Source organism: Serratia sp. FGI94, from assembly GCF_000330865.1.
Classification (GTDB): domain Bacteria; phylum Pseudomonadota; class Gammaproteobacteria; order Enterobacterales; family Enterobacteriaceae; genus Serratia_B; species Serratia_B rubidaea.
In genome coordinates, this window is sequence record NC_020064.1 from 2,637,056 (window position 1) to 2,661,478 (window position 24,423).

General features: G+C 55.9%; 26 protein-coding genes. 9 read left to right on the forward strand and 17 right to left on the reverse strand.

The genetic code is table 11. The annotated features are described in order from the left end of the window. The first annotated feature begins 172 nt into the window (after positions 1 to 172). Both D781_RS11960 and D781_RS11965 read left to right on the forward strand, forming a co-directional pair. Positions 173 to 1,357 (forward strand): O-antigen ligase family protein, encoded by a 1,185-nt coding sequence (locus D781_RS11960; RefSeq protein ID WP_015672590.1) that lies wholly within the window; start codon positions 173 to 175, stop codon positions 1,355 to 1,357. A gap of 189 nt (positions 1,358 to 1,546) precedes the next feature. Then, positions 1,547 to 2,383, forward strand: a complete 837-nt coding sequence (locus D781_RS11965; RefSeq protein WP_015672591.1) for a radical SAM/SPASM domain-containing protein — start codon at positions 1,547 to 1,549, stop codon at positions 2,381 to 2,383. Between the two features lie 112 nt (positions 2,384 to 2,495). Here the strand turns inward: D781_RS11965 and D781_RS24015 are convergent, their stop codons facing one another. Further along, on the reverse strand, positions 2,496 to 2,633 hold the full coding sequence (locus D781_RS24015) for a hypothetical protein (protein ID WP_015672592.1): 138 nt from the start codon (positions 2,631 to 2,633) through the stop codon (positions 2,496 to 2,498). 27 nt (positions 2,634 to 2,660) lie between these two features. After that, complete coding sequence (locus tag D781_RS23875) at positions 2,661 to 2,837, reverse strand: hypothetical protein (RefSeq protein ID WP_158497482.1); 177 nt, start codon at positions 2,835 to 2,837, stop codon at positions 2,661 to 2,663. A gap of 105 nt (positions 2,838 to 2,942) precedes the next feature. On the opposite strand from D781_RS23875, the gene D781_RS23880 reads away from it, so the two are divergent. Continuing rightward, the gene (locus tag D781_RS23880; RefSeq protein WP_158497483.1) at positions 2,943 to 3,095 is read left to right on the forward strand and encodes a hypothetical protein; all 153 of its coding nucleotides are present in this window, start codon (positions 2,943 to 2,945) and stop codon (positions 3,093 to 3,095) included. Positions 3,096 to 3,334: 239 nt separating this feature from the next. On the opposite strand, the gene D781_RS11970 is transcribed toward D781_RS23880, so the two are convergent. The 4 genes from D781_RS11970 to D781_RS11985 form a co-directional block, all read right to left on the reverse strand. Continuing rightward, complete coding sequence (locus D781_RS11970; RefSeq protein ID WP_015672593.1) at positions 3,335 to 3,781, reverse strand: YcgN family cysteine cluster protein; 447 nt, start codon at positions 3,779 to 3,781, stop codon at positions 3,335 to 3,337. A gap of 175 nt (positions 3,782 to 3,956) precedes the next feature. After that, on the reverse strand, positions 3,957 to 4,613 hold the full coding sequence (locus D781_RS11975) for a fumarylacetoacetate hydrolase family protein (protein WP_015672594.1): 657 nt from the start codon (positions 4,611 to 4,613) through the stop codon (positions 3,957 to 3,959). 97 nt (positions 4,614 to 4,710) lie between these two features. Next, entirely contained in the window at positions 4,711 to 5,796 is a 1,086-nt protein-coding gene (locus D781_RS11980) for a lytic murein transglycosylase (protein ID WP_015672595.1), read from the reverse strand. Between the two features lie 59 nt (positions 5,797 to 5,855). Further along, positions 5,856 to 6,125 (reverse strand): YcgL domain-containing protein, encoded by a 270-nt coding sequence (locus tag D781_RS11985; protein WP_015672596.1) that lies wholly within the window; start codon positions 6,123 to 6,125, stop codon positions 5,856 to 5,858. A 136-nt stretch (positions 6,126 to 6,261) separates the two neighbouring features. Between D781_RS11985 and minC the strand changes: the two genes are divergently transcribed. From minC to minE, 3 genes are read left to right on the forward strand one after another with little or no spacing between them, the layout of a single operon-like run. Continuing rightward, the gene (minC, locus tag D781_RS11990) at positions 6,262 to 6,963 is read left to right on the forward strand and encodes a septum site-determining protein MinC (protein ID WP_015672597.1); all 702 of its coding nucleotides are present in this window, start codon (positions 6,262 to 6,264) and stop codon (positions 6,961 to 6,963) included. Positions 6,964 to 6,987: 24 nt separating this feature from the next. After that, on the forward strand, positions 6,988 to 7,800 hold the full coding sequence (gene minD, locus D781_RS11995; RefSeq protein ID WP_015672598.1) for a septum site-determining protein MinD: 813 nt from the start codon (positions 6,988 to 6,990) through the stop codon (positions 7,798 to 7,800). 3 nt (positions 7,801 to 7,803) lie between these two features. Beyond that, positions 7,804 to 8,073 (forward strand): cell division topological specificity factor MinE, encoded by a 270-nt coding sequence (gene minE, locus D781_RS12000; protein ID WP_015672599.1) that lies wholly within the window; start codon positions 7,804 to 7,806, stop codon positions 8,071 to 8,073. A 236-nt stretch (positions 8,074 to 8,309) separates the two neighbouring features. Here minE and rnd read toward each other — a convergent pair whose 3' ends face one another. The 5 genes from rnd to D781_RS12025 form a co-directional block, all read right to left on the reverse strand. Further along, positions 8,310 to 9,431 carry a ribonuclease D gene (rnd, locus tag D781_RS12005; RefSeq protein ID WP_015672600.1) on the reverse strand — a complete coding sequence of 374 codons (1,122 nt, stop codon included), beginning with the start codon at positions 9,429 to 9,431 and terminating at the stop codon, positions 8,310 to 8,312. An 85-nt stretch (positions 9,432 to 9,516) separates the two neighbouring features. Further along, positions 9,517 to 11,205: a long-chain-fatty-acid--CoA ligase FadD gene (fadD, locus tag D781_RS12010; protein WP_015672601.1), complete on the reverse strand. Its 1,689-nt coding sequence runs from the start codon at positions 11,203 to 11,205 to the stop codon at positions 9,517 to 9,519. 207 nt (positions 11,206 to 11,412) lie between these two features. Further along, on the reverse strand, positions 11,413 to 12,003 hold the full coding sequence (locus tag D781_RS12015) for a Slp family lipoprotein (protein WP_015672602.1): 591 nt from the start codon (positions 12,001 to 12,003) through the stop codon (positions 11,413 to 11,415). A gap of 105 nt (positions 12,004 to 12,108) precedes the next feature. Continuing rightward, positions 12,109 to 12,810: a tRNA (adenosine(37)-N6)-threonylcarbamoyltransferase complex dimerization subunit type 1 TsaB gene (gene tsaB, locus D781_RS12020; protein ID WP_015672603.1), complete on the reverse strand. Its 702-nt coding sequence runs from the start codon at positions 12,808 to 12,810 to the stop codon at positions 12,109 to 12,111. 102 nt (positions 12,811 to 12,912) lie between these two features. Then, complete coding sequence (locus D781_RS12025; RefSeq protein WP_015672604.1) at positions 12,913 to 14,814, reverse strand: ATP-dependent DNA helicase; 1,902 nt, start codon at positions 14,812 to 14,814, stop codon at positions 12,913 to 12,915. A 121-nt stretch (positions 14,815 to 14,935) separates the two neighbouring features. On the opposite strand from D781_RS12025, the gene D781_RS12030 reads away from it, so the two are divergent. Next, positions 14,936 to 15,280 (forward strand): RidA family protein, encoded by a 345-nt coding sequence (locus D781_RS12030; protein ID WP_015672605.1) that lies wholly within the window; start codon positions 14,936 to 14,938, stop codon positions 15,278 to 15,280. 60 nt (positions 15,281 to 15,340) lie between these two features. Here the strand turns inward: D781_RS12030 and mdtI are convergent, their stop codons facing one another. From mdtI to zwf, 4 genes are all read right to left on the reverse strand, one after another. Beyond that, positions 15,341 to 15,670, reverse strand: a complete 330-nt coding sequence (gene mdtI, locus D781_RS12035; RefSeq protein WP_041412126.1) for a multidrug/spermidine efflux SMR transporter subunit MdtI — start codon at positions 15,668 to 15,670, stop codon at positions 15,341 to 15,343. Further along, positions 15,657 to 16,025, reverse strand: a complete 369-nt coding sequence (gene mdtJ, locus D781_RS12040; protein WP_015672607.1) for a multidrug/spermidine efflux SMR transporter subunit MdtJ — start codon at positions 16,023 to 16,025, stop codon at positions 15,657 to 15,659. Before mdtJ ends, mdtI begins: the two co-directional genes overlap by 14 nt. Positions 16,026 to 16,590: 565 nt before the next feature. Further along, the gene (locus tag D781_RS12045) at positions 16,591 to 17,232 is read right to left on the reverse strand and encodes a bifunctional 4-hydroxy-2-oxoglutarate aldolase/2-dehydro-3-deoxy-phosphogluconate aldolase (protein ID WP_015672608.1); all 642 of its coding nucleotides are present in this window, start codon (positions 17,230 to 17,232) and stop codon (positions 16,591 to 16,593) included. A 142-nt stretch (positions 17,233 to 17,374) separates the two neighbouring features. Further along, positions 17,375 to 18,850: a glucose-6-phosphate dehydrogenase gene (zwf, locus tag D781_RS12050; protein WP_015672609.1), complete on the reverse strand. Its 1,476-nt coding sequence runs from the start codon at positions 18,848 to 18,850 to the stop codon at positions 17,375 to 17,377. Positions 18,851 to 19,308: 458 nt separating this feature from the next. On the opposite strand from zwf, the gene D781_RS12055 reads away from it, so the two are divergent. After that, the gene (locus D781_RS12055) at positions 19,309 to 20,181 is read left to right on the forward strand and encodes a MurR/RpiR family transcriptional regulator (protein WP_041412127.1); all 873 of its coding nucleotides are present in this window, start codon (positions 19,309 to 19,311) and stop codon (positions 20,179 to 20,181) included. Positions 20,182 to 20,394: 213 nt separating this feature from the next. Beyond that, positions 20,395 to 21,837 carry a pyruvate kinase gene (gene pyk / locus D781_RS12060; RefSeq protein ID WP_015672611.1) on the forward strand — a complete coding sequence of 481 codons (1,443 nt, stop codon included), beginning with the start codon at positions 20,395 to 20,397 and terminating at the stop codon, positions 21,835 to 21,837. A gap of 94 nt (positions 21,838 to 21,931) precedes the next feature. On the opposite strand, the gene lpxM is transcribed toward pyk, so the two are convergent. Beyond that, a complete protein-coding gene (gene lpxM, locus D781_RS12065) occupies positions 21,932 to 22,900 on the reverse strand; it encodes a lauroyl-Kdo(2)-lipid IV(A) myristoyltransferase (protein WP_015672612.1) in 969 nt (322 codons plus the stop codon). 199 nt (positions 22,901 to 23,099) lie between these two features. Next, the gene (gene mepM / locus D781_RS12070; protein WP_015672613.1) at positions 23,100 to 24,422 is read right to left on the reverse strand and encodes a murein DD-endopeptidase MepM; all 1,323 of its coding nucleotides are present in this window, start codon (positions 24,420 to 24,422) and stop codon (positions 23,100 to 23,102) included. Position 24,423 lies beyond the last annotated feature (1 nt).

Here is a 24,423-nt window from a genome sequence, read left to right on the forward strand (position 1 = left end):
CATTGCTAGGGTTGCTTCCGCAAATACGCAGTCAACGGCCTCAGGCCGTCCAGCGCTCGCCTGCTCCAAAATGCTCACATCGCCTGTAGACAGCACCGGTGAGTAGCGATAATCTGAAAAATTCACGGCGAAAACAGCATATGTTAATCAAAATTCAGGTTGGCAAGGAAATATGAAGATAAGCAAGTCAATTTATATCAAGATGTCAATCTATCTGATGGCATTGAGAAGCCCGTTGATCATTGTCACCATGGCGCTATATATGCTCACGCGCAAGGAGATGTTACAGCGTTCAATTTTAAAACTGGTCCCTTTTATCCTCTTTCTGTTAGCCGCAGATATTTACTCCATTATTATGGGTAATGAATTTGGCAATATTATTGGCCAGACCAGAGATATTTTCTTGGCGATTGTGGTTGCCGTCTTCCTGCTCGCCAGCAGTGATATCAGCGAAGCTAACAGAACGCTGATATACCGCACCTTAAAGTACTGCTTTGTTTATGTCGCCATAGCCAAGATATTCATTATCGTTCTTTCCGTGGTGGCAGGCATCAGCGTTAATGATATTATCTCCTGGTTGCGTGACACGTGGAATATTCAGATGATGTCGCTGGGCGTTGAAGATACCGTCCTTGCCCGTCTGCAGATCCCACTGGATTCCGCAGTGCCGTTTTTTTTATACTTTGTTACCCGTGAACTGATTCATAACGAAGACAACAAGTTAAAAACGTCGATAACCTTTGTCCTCTTGATGATTTCCATGATCCTGACACTGTCGCGCGCCTTCTGGGCGGAGACATTATTCATGGTGTTTGCTGCCATTTTCATTGAGGCCAAGGCATCTAAAATATTTAAAATCAGCATCATTACAGCAATTATCCTGTCCTTTATTATTATATTCACGCCAGTTGGGGATATGCTGTTCAAAGTTATCGAAACGCGCTTCGGTAATAACACCAATAACTCGGTATCTGACTCCTACCGTGAATGGCAGAACAGATCGCTCTATAATTCCTTTATGGAAATGCCGATTTTTGGTCATGGTATCGGTTACTACATTCCGAACGCCCTGCGTTCAGAAACCACGAAATATCTTTATGAAAGCCAAACGTTATCCATGCTGATGTCCTTGGGCATCATTGGCTGCACCGGCCTGCTGTTGCTGATCGCCTTCACCTGTCTGAAGGCCGTATCCAAAGAGAGCAGCGGCGCCTTCACGTTTATGATGCCGCTCATTTTCTTGGCTATGTGGCTGTTTTCCGGCTCGGTTAACCCGCTGCTCTTCGGCGCGTCGGGGGGATCTATATTGTTTATGACGGCCAAATTCCACACGCTCTATAAACGCGGAGATTCATAACACGTTGAAACATGGGCGCACTGCGCCCATGTTTTATTTAAGATAAATCTTAACAACAAAGTAACATCAAGCAATCCAACAATAAATATTCCTCCCCGCAAGGTTTCCTGCATCTTTAAATACCCGTCACCTGGATTTCCTCATCTCATCTGCTATACCTAAAATTTTGAGCAATGGCAGGAGAATATTATGCGGTTACCCTTGGTTCTTAATTCATTCTACCGGCTAATGGCGCAAAATATGCCAGAACCGATTAAACCTACTCTGCGAGGATGGTATAACGCATTTAATAAGGTGCTGACTTACGGCTATAAAAACAGAGATATCTTCACCGCACTCGATTTTGAAATCAATTCACAATGCAATCTCAAATGTAGCTACTGCCCGACGTCATTCAACGGAGGACGCGGGGTTAATTATATGCCGGAGGAGGTTTTCAGAAAGGCAATTGATGATCTGTCGGCAATAAATTATAAAGGCCGTATTTCCCCCCACTTTTTTGGCGAGCCATTACTGGATCAACGCTTACCAGAGCTGATGGCCTATGCCCGGAAAAAACTGCCTAATGCCGAAATTATTATCCATACCAACGGATTATTGTTGGATAAAGAACTGTACGACAGATGTATGCAGGCCGGCGTCAGCGGTTTTCTGGTTACCAAACACACCAAGAATTTGCCTAAGAAGCTGACCAGCATGGTAGACAGCGACTATGTCAAACATGGGGAGATCAAAATCCGTTCGCTTGACGGGCTGACGCTATTTAACCGCGGCGGTACGGTTAAACCCAAAAAAGAGCGGAAAATGAAGCACTGCCATTACGTGTCGGATGAGATTTCTATTACCTATACCGGCGAAGTGGTTTGCACCAACGATTACCATATCACCCACAGCTTCGGTAATGTGAAGGAGCAAAGTCTGTTGGAGATCTGGCACAGTGAGGATTTTCGCCGGCTGCGCAAAGAAGTGCGCCAGGGAAAATTCACACTGCCAATGTGTAGAAAATGCGCGCTGAATGAAACCTAGCTTAGATCCTCACCGTATTGCAGGTCCCCCCCTGTAATGCGGTGAATCTACTGCGCAAGTAATAGTGTATATGCCTATTTATTATATGTTTCCCTGGTAAAGACGTAAGCATCTATCTCATTGGATAGGGCCAAGAATGATCCAGCCCTGAGAGCGACAGACCAAACGTCAGCACAAAATAGGCAATCAATGCTGCGAACATCACAATAGCTACTTTTTCCAGCAGATTAAGACGTTTTTCATCAGACATACTTCACTCCCCTTATTGCACCCCTCGTTAAGTACGCCTTTCAAACTTAGGCAATGATGGCCCCCACATCAATAGCCACACATAAAATGAAACATTATTAATAAGGCTGGTTAATGGTTTGTGCATTTTTTCATCGACCACCACATTTCCTGCCGCTGCGACAACATGTTTACTCTTGCCGATTAGCCGGGTATGTTGCGCCATCGGTTCTGCCAGAGTGGCAGAAAGCACCTTGCCTTAACGGGGTAACTGGCGCCTGGGCCAGGGCCGGACGAGCACATAACTCTTGGTTATCCAGCAACAGAAACTATGAACAGAATTGAAATTGCCTTGGTGGTGGTCTGCATCATTCTCACCACCCTGCTGTTTTCCAAATCGGGTGACGTCATGCGTCGCAGCAGAAGTCGTTATGAGGTGGTTGCCGAAGAGCCGGTGTACAGTTCGCGGATAAAACTACGCTAATAAAGCGACTGCATGGCGATAATACCGCTGACACCCGGCGCATTGAATATGGCTATAAAAGCGACAAAAAAGCCGCTGCGTTACGGCGAGAGGCATGTGAGAAAAAAGCGGGAGATTAGCGCAGACCGACGGACATCCGGCTGATTTGAGTTGTTCCGCACTAATGGCAGCGCGATGAGCTACCGGCGGTTCTGAACGGCATTCCTGCCGCCCATATTTCCCGCCCTCTTTCAATACAATCAGCGCGCCCAGTCCGGCTTATTGAGGATATGGTCCTGCCAATCCACCACTTCGCTTTCACGCACGGCAATATGGCGGACGGTAATGCGCTCGCCGTGCATCGCCGCCTTGGAACCGCTGATCAGCGGGTGCCAAGAGTACAGCGGCTTGCCTTCGCCGATCAGACGATAGGCGCAGGTAGGCGGCAACCAGTCGAACGTCACTAGGTTTTCCCGCGTCAGTTTGATGCAGTCTTCTTCCAGTTCGAAGCGACGCTCATAATTGCGGCACTGGCAGGATTTAATATTCAGCTGGTTGCAGGCAACGTTGGTAAAGTAGATTTCGTCGGTATCTTCGTCGATCAGTTTATTCAGACAGCACTGCCCACAACCGTCGCACAGCGATTCCCACTCTTCTTCTGACATTTCCGCCAGCGTTTTGCTCTGCCAAAAAGGACGTTGTGACATGTTGAAATCCGGTATAACCCCTTAATGCTCTCGGCAAGCCCGACGGGCTGCGCGCTCGGCATTAAGGATAAGTAAATGAATTTTAGCCTGCATACAGACTGCGAGGGGCACTATATAGACATTTTAGCCGGCAGATGCAAGCATTGCCGCCGTTTTTACACGGCGGCCGACGGGATCAAATCACGCGCGTGGTCAGCGTTTTGTCATTCAAGGAGAGGCTCAGCATATCGCCCGAGGCCATCGGCCCGACGCCCTGCGGCGTGCCGGTCAAAATGATGTCGCCGGCGCGCAACGTGAAGAAGCGGCTCATATAGGCGATCAGCGGCAGGATCGGCGTGATCATATCGCGCGTATTGCCCTGCTGGCGGATCTCGCCGTTGACGTTCAGCGTCAGCTCGGCATTTTGCGCATCGCCAAACTCAGCGACCGGAATAAAGCCGGAGATAGGACAAGAACCGTCGAAGCCTTTGGCCTTTTCCCAAGGCTGGCCGGCCTTCTTGAACCCTGCCTGCAGGTCACGCAGCGTCAGATCGAGCGCAATACCGTAACCGGCGATCGCCCGCGCCACGCGATCTTCATTCGCCTGCTTTAGCGGCGTGCCAATCAGTACCGCCAGCTCAACCTCATGATGCACCGCGCCAAGATCTTTGGGGATCGCCACCGGCTGGCGGATATCACACAATGCGGTTTCAGGTTTGATAAACAGCACTGGCTCCGCGGACTTGGCGCTGCCCATCTCCTTGATATGGTCAGCATAATTACTGCCTACGCACACCACTTTGCTTACCGGGAAATCCAGTAAGGCCCCCTGCCAGTCTCGATGTTGATACATTCCGTTTCTCCCTACAAATCATGTAGGGGCTCGGCCCGCAGGCCAGGCCCGTTGTCGTGACGTTAGCGCCGTATCGCTGACGGCCCGCCGCTGCGGCTTATTGCCCAACGGCATCCGCCATCATACCCACGCTGATGGCAAAATAATATGAACGGTTCCAGTGCATGATGGTACGGAAGTTATCATACACCAGGAACGCGCGCCCCTGCGCATCGTCCGGTGTGATCACCCAGCTGCGCAGCGTCGCATCCGGCAGCGCAGCGCCGTCAGGCTGCGTAACGCCCATTGCCGCCCACTGATTAACCGTGCGGCCGCGGGTCTTCAGCCCCAGATCGCCGGCGCTGAAGCCTGCCGGCAACTTGACTTCGCGTCCCCAGCTGCTGCCCGCCTGCCAGCCTTCGGTCGCCAGGTAGTTGGCGGTTGAGGCGAAAACGTCATCAACATTGTTCCAGATATCAATGCGTCCATCGCCATCGCCGTCCGCACCATAGGTCAGGAAAGAGCTGGGCATAAACTGGCTTTGCCCCATCGCGCCCGCCCACGAGCCTTTTAGCTGCCCGGCCGTCACATGCCCTTGTTCGATAATTTGCAACGCCGCCAGCAGCTGCTTGCGGAAGAACGCCTCTCTGCGCCCCTCAAACGCCAGCGTCGCTAACGCGGACACCACGTCTTCCTTACCCTGAATCTTGCCGAAATGGCTTTCCATCGCCCACAGCGCCACGATATAGCGCTCCGGTACGCCGTAGCGCGCCGTCGCCCGCGCCAGCTGCGGCTGATACTTGCGCATCATCTCGCGCCCCTGCCGCGTTTTACCGGCCGACAGCACGCGCTGCAGGTAAACATCCAGGGTGATTTTCTTTTCCAGCTGATTACGATCGGATTTGATCACCCGATCGACAAAATGAACATTGGCGAAAGCGCCGTCGACCGTTTGCTGGCTCAGTCCCTGCGCCAGCGCCTCGCTCCTGAGCTGCTCTACATAGGCGGGAAACTGCGCCGGATCGCGGCCGGTTGCGGCCAGCGTATTGGCGGCCGGCGCCTGAGGGGTTGCGACGCCGGGCTTCAGCAGCCGTTCCGACTCGGACGGCGCGGCTGCAGACGCCGCCTGCGCCGGGTTGTGGTGGCTGGCGCAGCCGGCCAGTATCAAGGTAGTCAGCGTCAACGCCGTGGTCGACAATCTCATCGCGGTGTCCTTTTCTGCAATTCAATTCCGCCCCGCTCAACCCGCGGGGCGAACGACAATTATTTTCCGCCGCTCAAATGCTGGCTCAATAAATTTTCTACCGGCGGCGGCACCTGCAGATAAAACCCCTCGTCCTTCAGGGCTTCTCTCACCTTATCAATATTCGCATTGGCTAATCTTTTCCGTTCGTCCAGATTAAGCGACATGGCGAACTGCGGGACGCCAAAACTTTTCAGCAAATCCTCCGGCACGCGCGAGAAGTCGTCTTTTTTTTCGACATAAAGATAAGTTTGATCGCGTTTTGAACTTCTATAGATCACACAAAGCATATTTTTAACTCTATTTAATTGGGACAGTGTCTTGCCTGGATATAACTCTGACTATAACATGCTTCTAGTACATCGGAATATCGCACCCCGAGTGGAATTCCGGGGATTTAAAGTTGCTGAAACTGAGTCAGGATAGATGTCACAATCGCCAATTGAGCTAAAAGGCAGCAGTTTTACCCTATCGGTTGTTCATTTGCATAATTCAGAACCCGGGGTAATTCGCGAGGCGTTGCAAGAAAAGGTGGAACAAGCTCCCGCTTTTTTGAAAAACGCCCCTGTTGTTATCAACATTGCAGCGCTTAACGGCGACGCAAACTGGAAAGAACTCCAACAGGCGGTCGCAGCGGCAGGTCTGCGGGTAGTTGGCATCAGCGGTTGCAAAGACGAACGGCAAAAACGGGCGGTTGCCCGTGCCGGTCTGCCGTTGCTGAGTGAAGGCAAAGGCCACAAGGTGGCCGCCGCCGAAGCGCCGGCGCCGACTCCCGAGCCGGCAGCCGACAACGCGCCCGCCAAAACACGCGTCATCAGTACGCCTGTCCGTTCCGGCCAACAGATTTATGCCCGCAACTGCGATTTGATCGTGACCAGCAGCGTCAGCGCCGGTGCAGAAGTGATTGCCGACGGCAATATTCACATCTACGGCATGATGCGCGGTCGTGCGCTGGCTGGCGCATCGGGCGATGCCTCATGTCAGATTTTTTGCACCCATCTGGCCGCTGAGCTAGTCTCTATCGCAGGGCAGTACTGGTTGAGCGACCAGATCCCGTCCGATTCGTTCGGGCAGGCAGTACGACTCAGCCTGTTGGATAACGCTTTAACCATACAACCTTTAAATTGAGCCCTTTTGACAAGGAACCACTTCATGGCACGCATTATTGTTGTTACATCGGGTAAAGGGGGGGTTGGTAAGACCACCTCGAGCGCAGCCATCGCGACCGGTCTGGCCAAGCAAGGCAAGAAAACCGTCGTTATCGACTTCGATATCGGTCTGCGTAACCTTGACTTGATTATGGGCTGTGAGCGTCGCGTGGTTTATGACTTCGTTAACGTAATTCAGGGTGACGCCACGCTGAATCAGGCGTTAATCAAAGACAAACGCACCGAAAACCTCTACATTCTGCCCGCATCTCAAACGCGCGATAAAGACGCGCTGACCCGCGAAGGCGTTGAGAAAGTGCTCAACGAACTTGGCGAGATGGATTTTGATTTCGTGGTCTGCGACTCACCGGCCGGTATTGAAACCGGCGCGCTGATGGCGCTGTACTTCGCGGATGAAGCCATCATTACCACCAACCCGGAAGTGTCTTCGGTACGCGACTCCGACCGCATTCTCGGCATCCTGTCCTCCAAATCGCGCCGCGCCGAACAGGGCAAGGATCCGATCAAGGAGCACCTGCTGCTGACCCGTTACAATCCGGGCCGCGTCAGCCGCGGCGACATGCTGAGCATGGAAGACGTGCTGGAAATTCTGCGCATTCCTCTGGTCGGGGTTATCCCGGAAGACCAGTCCGTACTGCGCGCATCCAACCAGGGTGAACCTGTGATTCTGGATCTCGAGTCCGATGCCGGCAAGGCATACGACGACACCGTTAACCGTTTGTTAGGAGAAGAACGCCCATTCCGCTTCATCGAAGAAGAGAAGAAGGGCTTCCTGAAACGCCTTTTTGGGGGATAAACCATGGCTTTGTTAGACTTCTTTCTGTCCCGCAAAAAAAGTACAGCCTCTGTAGCCAAGGAGCGGCTGCAGATTATCGTTGCAGAGCGTCGCAAGGGGGACAGTGAACCCCCGTATCTGCCCGATATGAAGCGTGACCTCTTGGCCGTCATCTGTAAGTACATTCAGATTGACCCGGAGATGCTGCACCTTCAGTTTGAGCAGAAAGGAGACGATATTTCGGTTCTGGAGCTCAACGTCACGTTGCCGGAGTCAGAAGAAGCCGCTAAATGATCGCGACACAATAAATCTCCCCCTGTATTTTTTGCAGGGGGACACTGTATATGCGTCCAGACATTGCACGGGAAAACAGCAAAAGCGCTATTTTTACCGTTTGAGATTAATCCCAATTAATCTGGTAGTGATGTTCTTTAAACTTAATACTGGCGCCAGTATTATCTGAAATAAAATCCATCCCGCAATAACGGAGCAGTTTCCTTTTCCCCTGCCCCGCATCCGTTTCCGTTAGATTAATAACTCTGTAGGATTGCCAATAATGGTTCGGCTAATAATCCCGCACGCCAGCCGTTGATTAATTCCGGCTGGCAGTCGCTGTTTTTCAGTTTCCAATGCCAGTTCAACAACTGATTAATTTGGCGACGCGACGCCAGCAGCTCGCTGCTTAAGCCGCTTTGCTCACTGACAACGGCAATCGCCGCTTTGATTTCCTTAAACACCTTCTTGTAACCCGGATGCTCGACCAGGTTGGCGACCGGAGGCGGCAGCGCAGCCTCATCCAGCGCGTTGGCCTCGGCAACCAGTGCCAGCAGCGTTTTCCCGTGAAAACGGATCTCCGGGCCGCTCAGGCCCAATGCATCCAGCTCTCCCATGGAGGTCGGCATATGACGCGCCACCGCCCACAGGTTCTCTTCCCGCACGACGAAATTAACCGCCAGATCGCGCTGGCGCGCCTGCTGCAGCCGCCATGCGGCCAGCTTTTGCAAACAGCCCAGCTGACGCGGACGCAGCTGCCAGGCGTTATTGATTTCGCGGTAGGCCAGCTCCGGCGCCAGCGTTTCGCTGCGACGCTGGCACAGCAGCAGGCATTCGTTGCTCGCCGCTTCGGTCCAGCCGGCCTGCTCCACTTCCTGCACCAATTGCCCGGCCATCGGCAGCAGATAAAACACATCGGCCGCGGCATACTGGCACTGGCGCTCGGTCAGCGGCCTGGCCAACCAGTCGGTGCGCGACTCGCTTTTGTCCAACTCCACCTGCATATACGCGGCAACCAGCGTGGCAAACCCGCACGACAGCGGCCGGCCGGTAAACGCCGCCAGGATCTGGGTATCCACCAGCGGCGTCGGCAAGGTTTGGAACGCATTCAGGAACACTTCAAGATCTTCACTGCCGGCATGCAGGTATTTCACTACCGCCTTATCGCTCAACAGGTCAATAAACGGCTGCCACCGGGTAATCGGCAAGGGGTCAATCAGGGAGAGTTGTTCACCATCGTATAACTGGATAAGGCCAAGCTGCGGGTAATAGGTGCGCGTTCTGACAAATTCGGTATCAAGCGCGATCTGAGCATGTGTTCTGGCCTGTTCGCAGACCTGCTGCAATCCGGCATCGGTAGTGATCAACGTATAATTCAAAACTTCATTCTCTTATTTCATGAGCCAAACACAACAACGCCGGCATTCACCGGCGCTGTTGATAAGTAAGTGTGACCAGACAACGTCAGGCGGCGTCAGCCGCCTTGGGCTTCGTCTGCTCGTCACGTAGTTCTCGTCGCAGAATTTTGCCGACGTTCGACTTCGGCAACTCGTCGCGGAACTCAACAATTTTAGGCACTTTATACCCGGTTAGGTGCCGACGGCAATGGGTCAGCAACTCTTCCTTGGTCAGCGAAGGATCCTTCTTCACCACGCAAATTTTCACGGTTTCACCGGAGGCGTCGCTCGGCACGCCAATCGCCGCGCACTCCAGCACTTTAGCATGTTGGCTGACGACATCCTCAATTTCATTCGGATAAACGTTAAAACCCGACACCAAAATCATATCTTTTTTACGATCGACGATGCGGATAAAGCCCTGCTCATCCACCGTAACGATATCGCCGGTCGCCAGCCAGCCGTCTTTCAGCACTTCATCCGTGGCATCAGGACGTTGCCAATAGCCTAACATAACTTGCGGCCCTTTGACCCACAGTTCGCCCGGCTCGCCCGGGGCAACATCCTGGCCTTGGTCATTCACCAGACGTACGTCGGTCGACGGCACCGGTAAACCGATGCTGCCGCTGTAATGCTGTAGATCGTACGGGTTGCCGGCCACCAGCGGGGCGCACTCTGTCAGGCCATAGCCTTCCAGCAGATGCTTGCCGGTGGTCTGCTCCCATTTGTCCGCCACCGCCTTTTGCACCGCCATGCCGCCGCCGACCGAGAAGCGCAGCGTCGAGAAGTCCAGCTTGAGGAACTCTTCGTTATTGAGCAACGCATTGAACAAGGTATTGACGCCGCTCAGGGCGGTAAACGGGTATTTAGCCAACTCTTTCACCAGGCCGGGAATATCGCGCGGGTTGGTAATCAGCAGATTGCGACCGCCCAGGTCGATAAACAGCAGACAGTTCACCGTCAGCGCAAAGATGTGGTACAGCGGCAACGCGGTCACCACCAGTTCTTGTCCGGCGCGGAACAGCGGCGCATAGGCCGCCTTGGCCTGCTCCAGATTGGCCTGCATATTGCGATGGGTCAGCATCGCGCCCTTCGCCACCCCGGTGGTGCCGCCGGTGTACTGTAAAAAGGCCAGATCGCTGTTAATGATGTCCGGTTTGACATATTGCAGGCGGCGGCCGCGCTGCAGCGCCGTGCGGAAAGAGATGGCGTCCGGCAAATCGTACTTGGGCACCAGACGTTTGATATATTTCACCACAAAGTTGACCAGCGTGCCTTTGGCCGCCGAGAGCTGATCGCCCATCCGCGTCAGGATCACGTGCTTGACCTGGGTCTTGAAGACCACTTTTTCCAGCGTATGGGCAAAGTTGGAGACGATAACAATGGCGCTGGCGCCGCTGTCGTTGAGCTGATGCTCCAGTTCACGCGGCGTATAGAGCGGGTTCACGTTAACCACCACCATGCCGGCGCGCAGAATGCCAAACAGCGCAATGGGGTACTGCAGCAGGTTTGGCATCATCAACGCGACGCGATCGCCCTTCTGCAACCCCAGCTCATTTTGCAAATAGGCGGCGAATGCCCGGCTGCGCTCTTCCAGCTTGCGGTAGGTCATCACCTCGCCCATATTGATAAACGCGGGCTGATCCGCATAATGCCGCACGGCATTTTCAAATACTTCCACCAATGACGGATAGCGATCGGCGTCAATCTCTGCTGGCACATCTGCCGGATAACGTTTTAACCAGACCTTTTCCAAGGTATTACTCCCGAAATCATTTCTCATTATCATCGCATCCCCTAAACGCCCAGCCAGGTTATAACAATATTTTAACTCAGCAGACCAGTTTGGGTTTTAAACAATTTTCAGGTTGCGATGCGTGTCACTAATTACCGGCGATTCCCTGCGCCAAAAGAAAAGGCGGCTAATAAGCCGCCTTCAGAATCTATTGAATTTTCGCGTAACTTACTCGGTAACGATCGTTTGCACCTGCGCCGGCCCGGGGCTGTACCAACCATAGCCTGGCCCCCAGTCCGGTCCCCACGGGCCGCTGCGCCAGCCCCATGGCCCCATCGGCGCCGGCGGTATCACCACCTGCTGCGTCAGCCGCCAGCGTTTAAAACCGCTGACGTTCATGGTGACGAATTTATACGGCGTCGCGCCAATTTTGCCGGGTTTCACGCCGGTGATCGGCCCGACTACCGTGACCAGGTGCCCTTTGAAATCCGTCGGCTCAAGGAAGCCGTTGACCGTCGCCAGCACCCGCCCGCGCGACGGCTCACCGAGGATCGGCCGGGCGCCGTCATCCAGCGGCACCGCGGCGATTTCAAGCAGCGTTTTGCCCTGCTCATTCGCCACGTTCACCACTTTGCCGCCAAAACGGGCCTCCGCGCCGTTAAACAGGCTCGGCGCATTTTGCACCGACGCCAGTTCCGTGACCGGCGTCGGCGAAGAGCCTTTAATCGCATCGGGAACGGTGACGCAGCCGGAAAGCATCAAAACGCCGCCGGCCAGCGCCGGCAGCGTGCATCGTTGAATGACAGTACGGATTAACATGATCGCAATCTCCTGAAATTTCTGTCACTTCGACCGTTATTTACGCCGCAAGTTGCAGAATCTTACTTCCCTGTGCCGAATAAAGCGCACATAACGTACACCGGACTATTCACGCCCCGGCAGTTTTTTCCAGGTAACTTCATTACGCAGGTAGGTCGGTTCCGCCTGCTCGACGCGGCAGGCCTTTCCCTGCCGCCAGGCGTGCAGCGCCAGCGGCAGCATATCTTCCGCCTGCGGCAACAGCATCTGGCCGTCATGCAGCGTAATCGGCGCGCCGGCCACCAGCTCCGGGTAGGTTTGCCAGCCGGTACCCGCTTGCGCCCAGTCGCCCTGCAGGCGTTGCGCGCGCGCCAGCGCCTGCTCCGGCGACAGTACCGCCTCGCCTTCACTTTCCAGCCACTGACCATCAGGCTGACGCTCAAACTGGCCCCAGTACACCTCGCCCATGCGAGCGTCGATCGCCGCCAGCACGCGCTGCGCGCCGGTCATTCGCCACGCGCCCTGCGCCATGGTCTGCAAGGTGGAAATGCCCAGCATCGGCAAATCCGCGCCTAACGCCAGCCCCTGCGCAATGCCGATGCCGATACGCACGCCGGTAAAGCTGCCGGGGCCGCGCCCGAAGGCCAGCGCATCAAGTTCACCAAGCGTTACGCCGGACTCGGCCAGCACCTGCTGCACCAGCGGCAGAATACGCTGCGTGTGTTCACGCGGGCACAGTTCAAACAGGGCGTGGGTTTCGCCTTGATTCCAGAGGGCAACGGAACAGGCTTCCGTTGCGGTATCGATCGCTAAAATTCGCGTGGACATGCCAAACCTCAGGCGGGAAATATCAGTATTTTTACAGGGCGCGTATTGTAGCACAGCCCGGATTACCGGCATAGCCGCAGCCGCACTGGCGCGGCGGGCCGGTTATTCCTGCTGCAAAAAGGCGATCGCCTTACCCAGATCGCGCGTGCGCGGCGTAGGCGGCAGGCTGTTGAGAAAGACTTCACCGTAGGGGCGCATCACCAGTCGGTTGTCGCAAATCACCAGCACCCCGCGATCGTCCGTATCGCGAATCAGGCGGCCGACGCCCTGCTTGAGGGTGATCACCGCGTCCGGCAGCTGTACCTCGTTAAACGGATCGCCGCCGCGCAGGCGGCAGTCTTCAATGCGCGCCTTGAGCAACGGATCGTCGGGCGAGGTAAACGGCAGTTTATCGATGATCACGCACGACAGCGCATCGCCGCGTACGTCCACCCCTTCCCAGAAGCTGCTGGTCGCCACCAGCAGCGCGTTGCCCGCCTCGACGAACTGCGCCAGCAGTTGCCCCTTGCTGGTTTCGCCCTGCACCAGCACCGGCAGCGTCATCGACGCACGAAACTCTTCCGCCAGCTCGCGCATCATCTGGTGCGAGGTGCACAGGAAGAAACAGCGCCCCTGGTTGGCCTCAATCATCGGGCGCAGCATCCGCGCCAGCTGGCGCGCCCCGCCCGGCTGATTCGGCGATGGCAAAAAACGCGGTACGCACAGCAGCGCCTGGTTGGCATAGTCAAACGGGCTGGGCAGCAGCAGCGTCTTCGCCTTGTTCAGCCCCAGCCGCTCGGTAAAGTGCCCCAGCTGTTCATTCACCGACAGCGTTGCCGAGGTGAAAATCCAGCTGCCCGGCTTATCATCCAGCAGTTCACGAAAACGCTCCGCCACCGTCAGCGGCGTTAACGCCAGCACGAAGTTACGCGCGTTACACTCATACCAGTAGCTAAAGCCCGGTTCGTTCACCGACTTCAAGCGCTTCAGGCGGGTGCGGTACTGGCTTGCGCGTTCAAACGCAGCGTCCAGCAAGGCCGAACGCCCGAGCGACAGTTTCATCACGTCGTAGCACAGCTCCAGCGCATCATCGAGCAGCAGCAAGGCGCGCTGCACGTTGGGCTGGTTCAGCACGTCGCGCAGGTTGCCGCGGAACCCCGGCTCCCCCAGCGCCAGCCGGAAATCCTGGGTACTCATGCTTAAACGGTCGGCGCTTTTTTGCAGTTGGGCTACGTCGCGCACCTCGGTACGATAGGCAATGGTGATATCCTTGGACAGATCCATCAGCTGGCGACTGGTCAGCTGCTTGCCAAAATACTGGCTGGCAATATCCGGGATCTGGTGCGCCTCATCGAAAATCATCACGTCCGCTTCGGGGATCAGCTCGGCAAAACCGCTTTCTTTCACCACCATATCCGCCAGAAACAGGTGATGGTTAACCACCACCACGTCGGCGTCCATCGCCTTACGACGAGCTTTCACCACGAAGCAATCCTGATATTGCGGACAATCGCTACCCAGGCAGTTGTCATTGGTGCTGGTCACCAGAGGCCAGACAAAGCTGTCTTCCGCCACGTCGCTGCAGCTGCTGATATCGCCGTCCACGGTTTGCGACGACCAGCCGCGCAGCTGCACCAGATCGATCAGCGTCTGGCCCGCCAGTTCGCCGCCGGCCAGCGACTGCTGCTCCAGACGCTCCAGGCACAGATAGTTGGAGCGCCCTTTCAACAGCGCCAGCTTACCCTTGAATTGCAGCGCGTTGGCGATGCTCGGCAGATCGCGCGCGTACAGCTGATCCTGCAGCGCCTTGGAGCCGGTGGAGATAATCACTTTTTTATTCGCACGCAGCGCCGGCGCCAGGTAGGCAAAGGTTTTCCCGGTACCGGTGCCCGCTTCCACCACCAGCTCCTGCTTAAAGTTGATGGCCTCGGCGACCGCTTCGGCCATCAGCCGCTGCGCTTCACGCGGTTTAAACCCTGTAATTGCCTGCGCCAATGCGCCGTCTGTTGCGAAATCGTCTGCCACGCTGCCTCACCGCCAAAAAATTCAGCTGTGATTATATACACATTCCGCCGCGCCGTGCAGAGGCAGCAACGGACGTCATGCTGTGCTACCCTAAGCGGGCCAACAATATGGAGATAACTGAATGAATATCGAACGCATTGATCCTGAACAGCGCTGGTCGGAAGCCGTAGTGCATAACGAAACCGTCTATTACACCAGCGTGCCGGAAAACCTGGATGAGGATGCGACGGCACAGACCGCCAACGCCCTGGCGGCGATTGACGTCCTGTTGGCGCGCGTCGGCTCAGACAAAAGCCGCGTACTGGACGCCACCGTATTTCTCGCCGACGCGGCGGATTTTGCCGCCATGAACGCCGCCTGGGACGCCTGGGTAGTGCCCGGCAGCGCGCCGGTGCGCTGCACCGTGCAGGCGAAGCTGATGAACCCGAAATACAAGGTTGAAATCAAAATCATCGCCGCCCAGTAATGCTTATGCCGCGGGCCTTTCAGACCGCGGCACGATGGCCATGGCGCCGCTGCGGCGCCTTTATGCTAGTTTGATCAGCACCATCCCCGTCAGCAGCAGCATAATTCCCAGCCAGCCTTTGCCATTGAGACGCTGACCGAACAGGATCCAGCCGGCAGCCACGGTGGCGACGATACCAAAACCGCCCCATAGCGCATACGCGACCGACAGGTCGATCCCCTTAACCGCCTGCGCCAATGCGCTAAAGGCGGCCAGTACCGACAGCAACGACAGCAGGCCCAGCCATACTTTGCGGAAGCCGTCCGACATTTTCAGAAAAATGTTGGCGACAATCTCCAGCGCGGTCGCCAGCACCAGAAAACCGATATGAACCCACTCAAGCTGTTGCATGATGTTCACCTCGCGCATCATCGGCCTGCGGCGCCTTACGAGTGCCGGACTTCACCAGCATAATGCCCACGATCAACGTTGCCAGCCCCAGCAGCTTCAGCATGGAAACCGGCTCATCGAACCACAGCACGCTGAACAGGGTAATAAACAGAATACCGATGCCTTCCCATAAGGCGTAGGCCACGCCCAGCGCGACGCGCTTGATGGCGACGGACAGCAGAATATACGAAGCGGTGATCATCACATACATCACCATGTGGCCCATTACGCCCCCGCTGACGCTGGCGTATTTCATCGACAAGGTGCCGATAATCTCGGTGGCGATAGCCAACCCTAAAAAAAGCCAATAAATCATGATTTTTCTCCCAAACGGCGAATAACGCACGCAAAGGCATATTTATCCCGATTTATCTCGTCCGCGCGGCATTTGGCCGCATTAGGACGCAGAGATCCCTGGGGATAAACTGACCCAAACGTTATAAAAAAAGAGTGCCCGGTGATGCGAAGATAAAGCCAGGAAAATCCAGCCTTACCGCGACCGGTTAAGGGAGAAAGACGCTATAGCTCACTGCACCAGTGATGCTCACTGGCAAGGATGGCAGACAGAAAAAGCTGACAGGTAGAGGTTCTAAGGGGGTTTTTATTTGTTGTCATCATAGTTATCTCGCTATCTTCAGCCGCACCTATCACAAAATTCGTACGGTTTGCTCAATACCCTCAATATGGAAAAGTTTAACGCAGAGAGTTGTACCATAGGCTTAAAAATAAAGCAAACCGCCATTTTCATTAAAAACAGCGGAAAAATAGGTTATAAATAAGAAAGTTATATGAATTGAAAATAAATAAAGGCTCAACAAATGGTTGAGCCTTTAGCGGAACGGCATTGTTCAACGTTGCGGCAAATCCAGGTGCGGCAAGGCTTAGCCGCGCGCGCCGTTTACCGCCTCGCGCGCCAGTTCGGTGATGCGCGCATAGTCGCCCTGTTCCAGCGCATCACCGGGCACCAGCCAGGAACCGCCGATGCACAGCACGCTTTTCAGCGCCAGATAGTCGCGATAATTACCCGGCGAGATCCCGCCGGTCGGACAGAAGCGCACCTGCGGGAACGGGCCGGCGATCGCCTGCAGCGCCTTCACGCCGCCGTTGGCTTCCGCCGGGAAAAATTTGAACTCGCGCAGACCATAATCCATCCCCAGCATCAGTTCCGAGACGGTGCTGATGCCCGGAATCAACGGAATCGTGCCGGCGGTCGCCGCCTGCAGCAGATCGGCCGTCAGCCCCGGGCTGATGGCAAACTGCGCGCCTGCTTCGGTCACCGCCTGCAGCTGCTGCGGGTTGATCACCGTACCGGCGCCGATAATCGCCTCAGGCACCTCTTTGGCAATGGCGCGGATGGCATCCAGCCCGCACTCGGTGCGCAATGTCACTTCCAGCACCCGCACGCCGCCGGCGACCAACGCCTTCGCCAGCGGCACCGCATGCTCCAGCTTGTTAATCACAATAACCGGTACAACCGGGCCCGCGGTCAGGATCTGCTGCGCGCTGGTTTTCCAGTGATTCATCGTTTTCTTCTCCACATTGAGGTTAGTGTATGGCACGCCCCTGCCACAGGGCTTTCAGACCAGGGTCTGAAAAGTCCGGCCGTACCCTCAGCCCGATCGACAGGCAAAAAAAAGCCGGCAGACTCGCTGCCGGCATCACGACTTATTCGAACTCGTTCCAGGAACGGCCGTCGCGGGTGATCATCGCCACCGACGCCACCGGCCCCCAGGTGCCGGCCTGATAAGGCTTAGGCGCTTCGTTGTCGGCTTTCCACGCGTCCATAATGGAATCGACCCACTTCCAGGCTTCTTCCACCTCATCGCGGCGGACAAACAGCGCCTGAATGCCGCGCATGCTCTCCAGCAGCAGACGCTCGTAGGCGTCGGCAACGTGCTCCTGGTTAAAGGTTTCTGAGAAGCTCAGATCCAGTTTGGTGGTTTGCAGATGGTGCTTATGGTCAAGGCCCGGCACTTTATTCAGCACCTGGATCTCAATCCCTTCATCCGGCTGCAGGCGAATGGTCAGCTTGTTCTGCGGTAGCTGCTGGTATGAGTCGCTGAACAGGTTAAGCGGCGGGTTCTTGAAGTACACCACCACTTCGGAGCATTTGGCCGGCAGACGTTTGCCGGTGCGCAGATAGAACGGCACGCCGGCCCACTGCCAGTTGTCGATATCCACGCGGATAGAGACAAAGGTCTCCGTGTTGCTGCTCTTGTTGGCGCCCTCTTCCTCCAGATAGCCGGGCACTTTGCGCCCCTGCACAAAACCGGAGGTATACTGGCCGCGCACCGTGGTTTCACGCACGTTGCGCTGGTCGATGCGGCGCAGCGAACGCAGCACTTTGACCTTCTCGTCGCGAATGCGGTCGGTGGTCAGATCCGCCGGCGGCGACATGGCGATCATGGTCAGCACCTGCAGCAGGTGGTTCTGAATCATATCGCGCATCTGGCCGGCCTGGTCGAAATAACCCCAGCGCCCTTCGATGCCCACCTCTTCCGCAACGGTAATCTGCACCGAGTCGATGGTGCGGTTATCCCAGTTGGAAGCGAACAGCGAGTTGGCAAAACGCAGCGCCAGCAGGTTCAATACCGTCTCTTTGCCCAGATAGTGGTCAATGCGGTACACCTGACTCTCATTGAAGAACTCGGCAACCTGATCGTTGATCAGCCGTGAGGAGGCCAGGTCGGTGCCCAATGGCTTCTCCATCACCACGCGCGCCGGCTCCTTGTTCAGCTTGGCCTGCCCCAACCCCTTACAGATCGCGCCGAAGGTGCTTGGCGGCATCGCGAAGTAGTTGATGGTGGTGCGGCTTTCCTGATCCAGCATTTTGCCCAGTTTGGTAAAATTCTTGCTGTCGTTGACATCAAGATTACAGAAATCTAATCGCGCGCTGAGCGTAGCCCACAGTTCGTCATCCAGCTTTTCCTTCATAAAGGTTTCAAGCGCTTCTTTGACGACCTTGGTATAAGCGTCTTTATCCCACTCTGCACGGCCCACCCCGATAATGCGGGTGTCCGGGTGGATATGTCCGGCTTTTTCTAATTGGTACAGGGAAGGCAGCAGCTTACGGCGCGCCAAATCCCCCTTCGCGCCGAAAATTACCAGGTCGCACGCCTGGGCTGTAGAGGTTACCGCCATGTTCATCTCCTCGTTGCAGGATATTTGTAATTTTCTTACATTACTAATGTACTCTCTTTACCTACGGCCAGTAAACCCGGATTAAAAGCAGAAAAACGCCAGAAACCATATGGCTATATGCCAAACGCCTGTCGATACCGCCCGCGTTGACACCAACTGTAATTTTCTGTCTTTTTTGTCGCTCTTTTACCATTATGAAAGTTAGACACAGCTCATATTCTGGTGAAAAATCCCAGCAAACGCTCTGTCGAGACTGCCAACGGTTACCAGCACGTAGTATATTTTCATTAAACTGGCATTGATTTCTCCTTTGATTGAAATCGATATACCCAATTGATTTCTTGTTGCAACCTGACGCCGGCCGGCAATGCACGCCGCTCACCGCGCATCAGACGCGTTTTTGGCGTATCGGCAACCGGAAATTTGCAGGGTAAAAACCCATGAGTGACACCCGTTATATGAACACGCTGGAAAAAATTCAGAGCCATTTAGAGCAACTGAGCAAATCCGAAAGAAAAGTCGCCGAGGTGATCCTCGCATCGCCGCAAACGGCGATCCACTCCAGCATCGCCACGCTGGCGCGTATGGCCGACGTCAGCGAGCCGACGGTAAACCGCTTTTGCCGCCGCCTTGAAACCAAGGGTTTTCCCGATTTTAAACTGCATTTGGCGCAGAGCCTGGCGAATGGCACGCCCTACGTCAACCGCAACGTCGAGGAAGACGACAGCGTTGAGGCCTACACCAGTAAAATTTTTGAATCGGTGATGGCCAGTCTGGATACAGTAAAGGCAAATCTGGATATCGCCGCCATAAATCGTGCGGTTGACCTGTTGACCCAGGCGAAAAAAATCTCCTTCTTCGGCCTCGGCGCCTCCGCGGCGGTCGCGCACGACGCCATGAACAAATTCTTCCGCTTCAATATCCCGGTCGCCTACTTTGACGACATCGTGATGCAGCGCATGAGCTGCATGAACTCCGGTGAAGGCGACGTGGTGGTGCTGATTTCACACACCGGCCGCACCAAGAACCTGGTGGAAATGGCGCGTCTTGCACGCGACAACGATGCCGCGGTGATCGCCGTGACCTCCCACGATTCGCCATTGGCGCGTGAAGCCACTCTAGCGCTGCTGCTCGACGTGCCGGAGGATACCGACGTCTATATGCCAATGGTGTCGCGCATCGCCCAGTTAACGCTGATTGACGTGCTGGCGACCGGTTTTACCCTGCGCCGCGGGGATAAATTCAGAGATAACTTGAAGCGCGTCAAGGAAGCGTTGAAAGAATCGCGCTTTGATAAAGACGTAGAGATTCCCAACAGTTTCGAGTCATAATCGAAACGGCCCTCATTCGCCGCCGGACAGCCTCTGCGAGGCGATTTGATCGGCGGCACTATAGGTTGTACCGTGTAACACGTTCCTGCGGATAACCCGGGTGTGACGCCGGCGTCATGAAGCGTGGCTATGATGACGTTTCGCGCCGGTTCGCGTTATCCGATGCTTATCGCAACACTTTTTTATTTGCTTCACCAGTCAACGGAGTAATACATGTCCAGACGGCTCAGAAGAACCAAAATCGTTACTACACTGGGTCCGGCTACCGACCGCGACAATAATCTGGAAAAGATCATTGCTGCCGGCGCCAACGTAGTTCGGCTTAATTTTTCCCATGGCAGTGCAGAGGACCACCTGGCGCGCGCGGATAAAGTCCGCGAAATCGCCGCCAAGCTGGGTCGACACGTGGCTATTCTCGGCGATCTTCAGGGTCCAAAAATTCGTGTATCCACCTTCAAGGAAGGCAAGGTCTTCCTGAATGTCGGTGATAAATTCCTGCTTGATGCCGAAATGGCGAAAGGCGAAGGCGATAAAGAAAAAGTCGGTATCGACTATAAAGGCCTGCCTGCCGACGTGGTACCGGGCGATGTGCTGCTGCTCGACGACGGGCGCGTGCAGCTGAAAGTGCTGGAAGTTCAGGGCATGAAGGTGTTTACCGAAGTGACCGTCGGCGGCCCGTTGTCCAACAACAAGGGTATCAACAAACTGGGCGGCGGCCTGTCAGCCGCTGCGCTGACCGAAAAAGACAAGGCCGACATCGTCACCGCCGCCAAGATTGGCGTGGACTATCTGGCCGTCTCCTTCCCGCGCACCGGCGAAGACTTGCACTATGCGCGCCGCCTGGCGCGCGATGCCGGCTGTAATGCCAAAATCGTCGCCAAGGTTGAACGGGCGGAAGCCGTCTGTGATGAAGAAGCGATGGACGATATTATCCTGGCGTCTGACGTGGTGATGGTGGCACGCGGCGACCTCGGGGTCGAAATCGGCGATCCGGAGCTGGTCGGCATTCAGAAAACGCTGATCCGTCGCGCCCGTACGCTGAACCGCGCGGTGATCACCGCCACCCAGATGATGGAATCGATGATTACCAACCCGATGCCAACCCGTGCGGAAGTGATGGACGTGGCCAACGCCGTCCTGGATGGCACCGATGCGGTGATGCTGTCGGCGGAAACCGCGGCCGGCCAATACCCGGCGGAAACCGTCGCCGCCATGGCGCGCGTTTGTCTCGGGGCAGAAAAAATCCCCAGCATCAACGTTTCCAAACATCGGTTGGACGTGCAGTTCGACAATATCGAAGAGGCGATCGCCATGTCTTCGATGTATGCGGCCAATCACCTGAAAGGGGTAACCGCAATTATCGCCATGACCGAATCCGGCCGCACCGCGCTGATGATGTCCCGTATCAGCTCCGGCCTGCCGATTTTCGCCATGTCGCGCCATGAGCATACGTTAAACCTGGCGGCCCTGTATCGCGGCGTCACGCCGGTCTATTTCGACAGCCACACCGACGGCGTTGCCGCCGCCAATGACGCCATCAACCGTCTGCGCGACAAAGGCTACCTGCTGTCCGGCGATCTGGTGCTGGTCACGCAGGGCGACGTGATGGGCACCGTCGGCACTACCAATACCAGCCGTATCTTGCGTATCGAGTGATCTTCGAGCAAACACCATCCGAGTGATGGTTACGCCCCACCGATGATGAAAAGGCGCCATGATGGCGCCTTTTTACATCAGGGTTACGTCGACATCAGCGGTATAAATCATCGCGCGAATAGGGTTCGATCTCCCCTTCCTTGCGCGTCTTCAACAGCTTGAGGATCCAGGTGTACTGCTCGGGATTCGGCCCCACCAGATTCTCCACCTCTTCGTTCATCCGCCGCGCGATGCGATGGTCATCAGCCTGCGCCAGGTCATCCATCGGTTCGCGAATATAGATATCCAACATGCTGGTTTTACCGTCATACACCGGGAACAGCGGTACGATCGCCGCGCGACACACTTTCATCAGGCGCCCGACCGCCGGCAGCGTCGCCTTATAGGTGGCGAAGAAATCCACAAACTCGCTGTGCTCCGCGCCATGGTCCTGGTCCGGCAGGTAATAGCCCCAGTACCCTTGCCGCACCGAGCTGATAAACGGTTTGATGCCGTCGTTGCGCGCATGCATGCGGCCACCAAATTTGCGCCTTACCGCATTCCACAGGTAGTCCACCAGCTGGTTGCGCTGGTTATGGAACATCGCCGCCATCGGCTGACCGCGCGCCGCCATCAGCATCGCCGGCACGTCCACCGCCCAGCCGTGCGGCACCAGGAAAATCACGTTGCGCCCTTCTTCGCGGATTTTATCCAGCACTTCTTCGCCATGCCAGCGCACGCGCTTGAGCACCCGCTGCGGGTTGGTGCAGGCCAGCTCCGCCATCAGCACCATCGACTGCGGCGCGGTAGCGAACATTTCATCAATGATGTGCTCGCGATCGCTTTCCGGCACCTCCGGCAGGCAGTACAGCAGATTAATGCGGGCGCGACGACGGGCGCCCTTCGCCAGCTTGCCGGCGACCCGCCCCAATCCGCCCAGCAGCGGATCGCGCACTCGCGCAGGTACCAGCGATACGCCGGCCATCAGCCCCGTTCCCAGCCAGACGCCCCAGTAGCGCGGATGAAGGAAGGCTTTTTGAAACTGCGGGATAAATTCTACGTTCGATTTTTTTTCGTTTTGCATGCACCAACTCTTAACTTAGCGGCTCGGCTATTATCCCAGACATGCGCGCTGCGCTGCGGTTTCCCCACGTGCGCGCCGTTCAAAGGCTATTGGGTATAATAATTGCAGATGATGAATTTGCAATTCGCCACGGCGAAACGCCAGATACGGAAAAGGCCCGATCGCGGATCGGGCCAATAAATAACGCGTGACGACAGGCTTAGTCCAACTGCAACTGCGGCACCACTTCTTTTACCTGCGCCAGATATTCGCGGCGATCTTTACCGCTCAGGCCTTCGGAACGCGGCAGTTTTGCCGTCAGCGGGTTAACCGCCTGCTGGCCAACCCAGAATTCATAGTGCAGGTGCGGCCCAGTGGAACGCCCGGTGTTGCCGGAAAGCGCGATGCGATCGCCGCGTTTCACTTTCTGACCCGGCTTCACCAGCAGTTTCTTCAGGTGCATATAGCGCGTGGTGTATTGGCGGCCGTGGCGGATCGCCACATAGTTGCCCGCTGCGCCGCTGCGCTTGGCGATAACCACTTCGCCATCGCCCACCGCCAGCACCGGCGTACCGACCGGCATGGCAAAATCGACGCCTTTATGCGGCGCAATGCGTCCGGTGACCGGGTTAACGCGGCGCGGGTTAAAGTTGGAGGAGATACGGAACTGCTTGATGGTCGGGAAACGCATAAAGCCGCGCGCCAGGCCGGAGCCCTGACGATCGTAGAACTTGCCGTCTTCGGCGCGAATCGCATAGTAGTTTTTACCGCCGGTGCGCATACGTACGCCCAGCAGCTGGCTCTGCTCACGCTTGCCCTCAAAGTGCTCGCGCGACATCAGCACCGCAAACTGGTCGCCTTTGCGCAGCTTGCGGAAGTCCAACTGCCACTGCAGCGCCTTGGTCACCGCGCTGATTTCAGAGCGGCTCAGCCCGGCGGCGGAAGCGCTGGCGACAAAGCTGCCGTTCAACCGGCCGCTGATGACCTTGTTGCTCCACTCGCCTTCCTGCGTTTCCTCGCTGGATTTGAAATTATTGCCAACGCGCTCATAGGTGCGGGTTTCGCGGCGGGAAACTTCCCAGGTCAGCGTTTGCAGATCGCCGGTGTCGTTCACCGTCCAGGAGAGCTGCTGACCAATCTTCAAATTACGCAGGTCGCGGTTTTGCGAGGCCAGCAGCGTGACGTCCGACATGTCGATGCCGTACTGCGTCAGAATGCTGCTCAGGGTATCGCCGGTAGAGACCACGTATTCATGCACCCCTTCCTCGCCGGCGATCTTTTTGTCCAGCTCATCTTGCGGGATGTCATCGTCCGGGGTGGGTTGATCAATATCGATGGGTTCGCTGGCCTCAGGCAGCAGCGAATGTAACTGGCTGGATTCTAACTCGACGTTTTTAACGATGGGATTATGGTCTGGGTGATAAACAAAAGGCCGCCAGACGGCAACGGCCAATGTGACGACTGTCAGCGACCCCAGCATAACGCGGTGGGGCCGTGGCAGGTTGTTATACGCCAGAGCGATAGTTCGGACTATCTGCTGCACT

What these genes read in the sequence shown, in the direction of transcription:
- D781_RS11975 (WP_015672594.1), bottom strand. Translation starts at nt 4,613, where the DNA reads ATGTATCAACATCGAGACTGGCAGGGGGCCTTACTGGATTTCCCGGTA.
- mdtI (WP_041412126.1), bottom strand. Translation starts at nt 15,670, where the DNA reads ATGCAACAGCTTGAGTGGGTTCATATCGGTTTTCTGGTGCTGGCGACC.
- D781_RS12055 (WP_041412127.1), top strand. Translation starts at nt 19,309, where the DNA reads ATGAACACGCTGGAAAAAATTCAGAGCCATTTAGAGCAACTGAGCAAA.
- D781_RS11960 (WP_015672590.1), top strand. Translation starts at nt 173, where the DNA reads ATGAAGATAAGCAAGTCAATTTATATCAAGATGTCAATCTATCTGATG.
- D781_RS24015 (WP_015672592.1), bottom strand. Translation starts at nt 2,633, where the DNA reads ATGTCTGATGAAAAACGTCTTAATCTGCTGGAAAAAGTAGCTATTGTG.
- D781_RS12015 (WP_015672602.1), bottom strand. Translation starts at nt 12,003, where the DNA reads ATGTTAATCCGTACTGTCATTCAACGATGCACGCTGCCGGCGCTGGCC.
- minD (WP_015672598.1), top strand. Translation starts at nt 6,988, where the DNA reads ATGGCACGCATTATTGTTGTTACATCGGGTAAAGGGGGGGTTGGTAAG.
- D781_RS11980 (WP_015672595.1), bottom strand. Translation starts at nt 5,796, where the DNA reads ATGAGATTGTCGACCACGGCGTTGACGCTGACTACCTTGATACTGGCC.
- minE (WP_015672599.1), top strand. Translation starts at nt 7,804, where the DNA reads ATGGCTTTGTTAGACTTCTTTCTGTCCCGCAAAAAAAGTACAGCCTCT.
- minC (WP_015672597.1), top strand. Translation starts at nt 6,262, where the DNA reads ATGTCACAATCGCCAATTGAGCTAAAAGGCAGCAGTTTTACCCTATCG.
- D781_RS12045 (WP_015672608.1), bottom strand. Translation starts at nt 17,232, where the DNA reads ATGAATCACTGGAAAACCAGCGCGCAGCAGATCCTGACCGCGGGCCCG.
- D781_RS11985 (WP_015672596.1), bottom strand. Translation starts at nt 6,125, where the DNA reads ATGCTTTGTGTGATCTATAGAAGTTCAAAACGCGATCAAACTTATCTT.
- D781_RS11970 (WP_015672593.1), bottom strand. Translation starts at nt 3,781, where the DNA reads ATGTCACAACGTCCTTTTTGGCAGAGCAAAACGCTGGCGGAAATGTCA.
- lpxM (WP_015672612.1), bottom strand. Translation starts at nt 22,900, where the DNA reads ATGCAAAACGAAAAAAAATCGAACGTAGAATTTATCCCGCAGTTTCAA.
- D781_RS11965 (WP_015672591.1), top strand. Translation starts at nt 1,547, where the DNA reads ATGCGGTTACCCTTGGTTCTTAATTCATTCTACCGGCTAATGGCGCAA.
- D781_RS23880 (WP_158497483.1), top strand. Translation starts at nt 2,943, where the DNA reads ATGAACAGAATTGAAATTGCCTTGGTGGTGGTCTGCATCATTCTCACC.
- zwf (WP_015672609.1), bottom strand. Translation starts at nt 18,850, where the DNA reads ATGGCGGTAACCTCTACAGCCCAGGCGTGCGACCTGGTAATTTTCGGC.
- mdtJ (WP_015672607.1), bottom strand. Translation starts at nt 16,025, where the DNA reads ATGATTTATTGGCTTTTTTTAGGGTTGGCTATCGCCACCGAGATTATC.
- tsaB (WP_015672603.1), bottom strand. Translation starts at nt 12,810, where the DNA reads ATGTCCACGCGAATTTTAGCGATCGATACCGCAACGGAAGCCTGTTCC.
- pyk (WP_015672611.1), top strand. Translation starts at nt 20,395, where the DNA reads ATGTCCAGACGGCTCAGAAGAACCAAAATCGTTACTACACTGGGTCCG.
- D781_RS12030 (WP_015672605.1), top strand. Translation starts at nt 14,936, where the DNA reads ATGAATATCGAACGCATTGATCCTGAACAGCGCTGGTCGGAAGCCGTA.
- D781_RS23875 (WP_158497482.1), bottom strand. Translation starts at nt 2,837, where the DNA reads ATGGCGCAACATACCCGGCTAATCGGCAAGAGTAAACATGTTGTCGCA.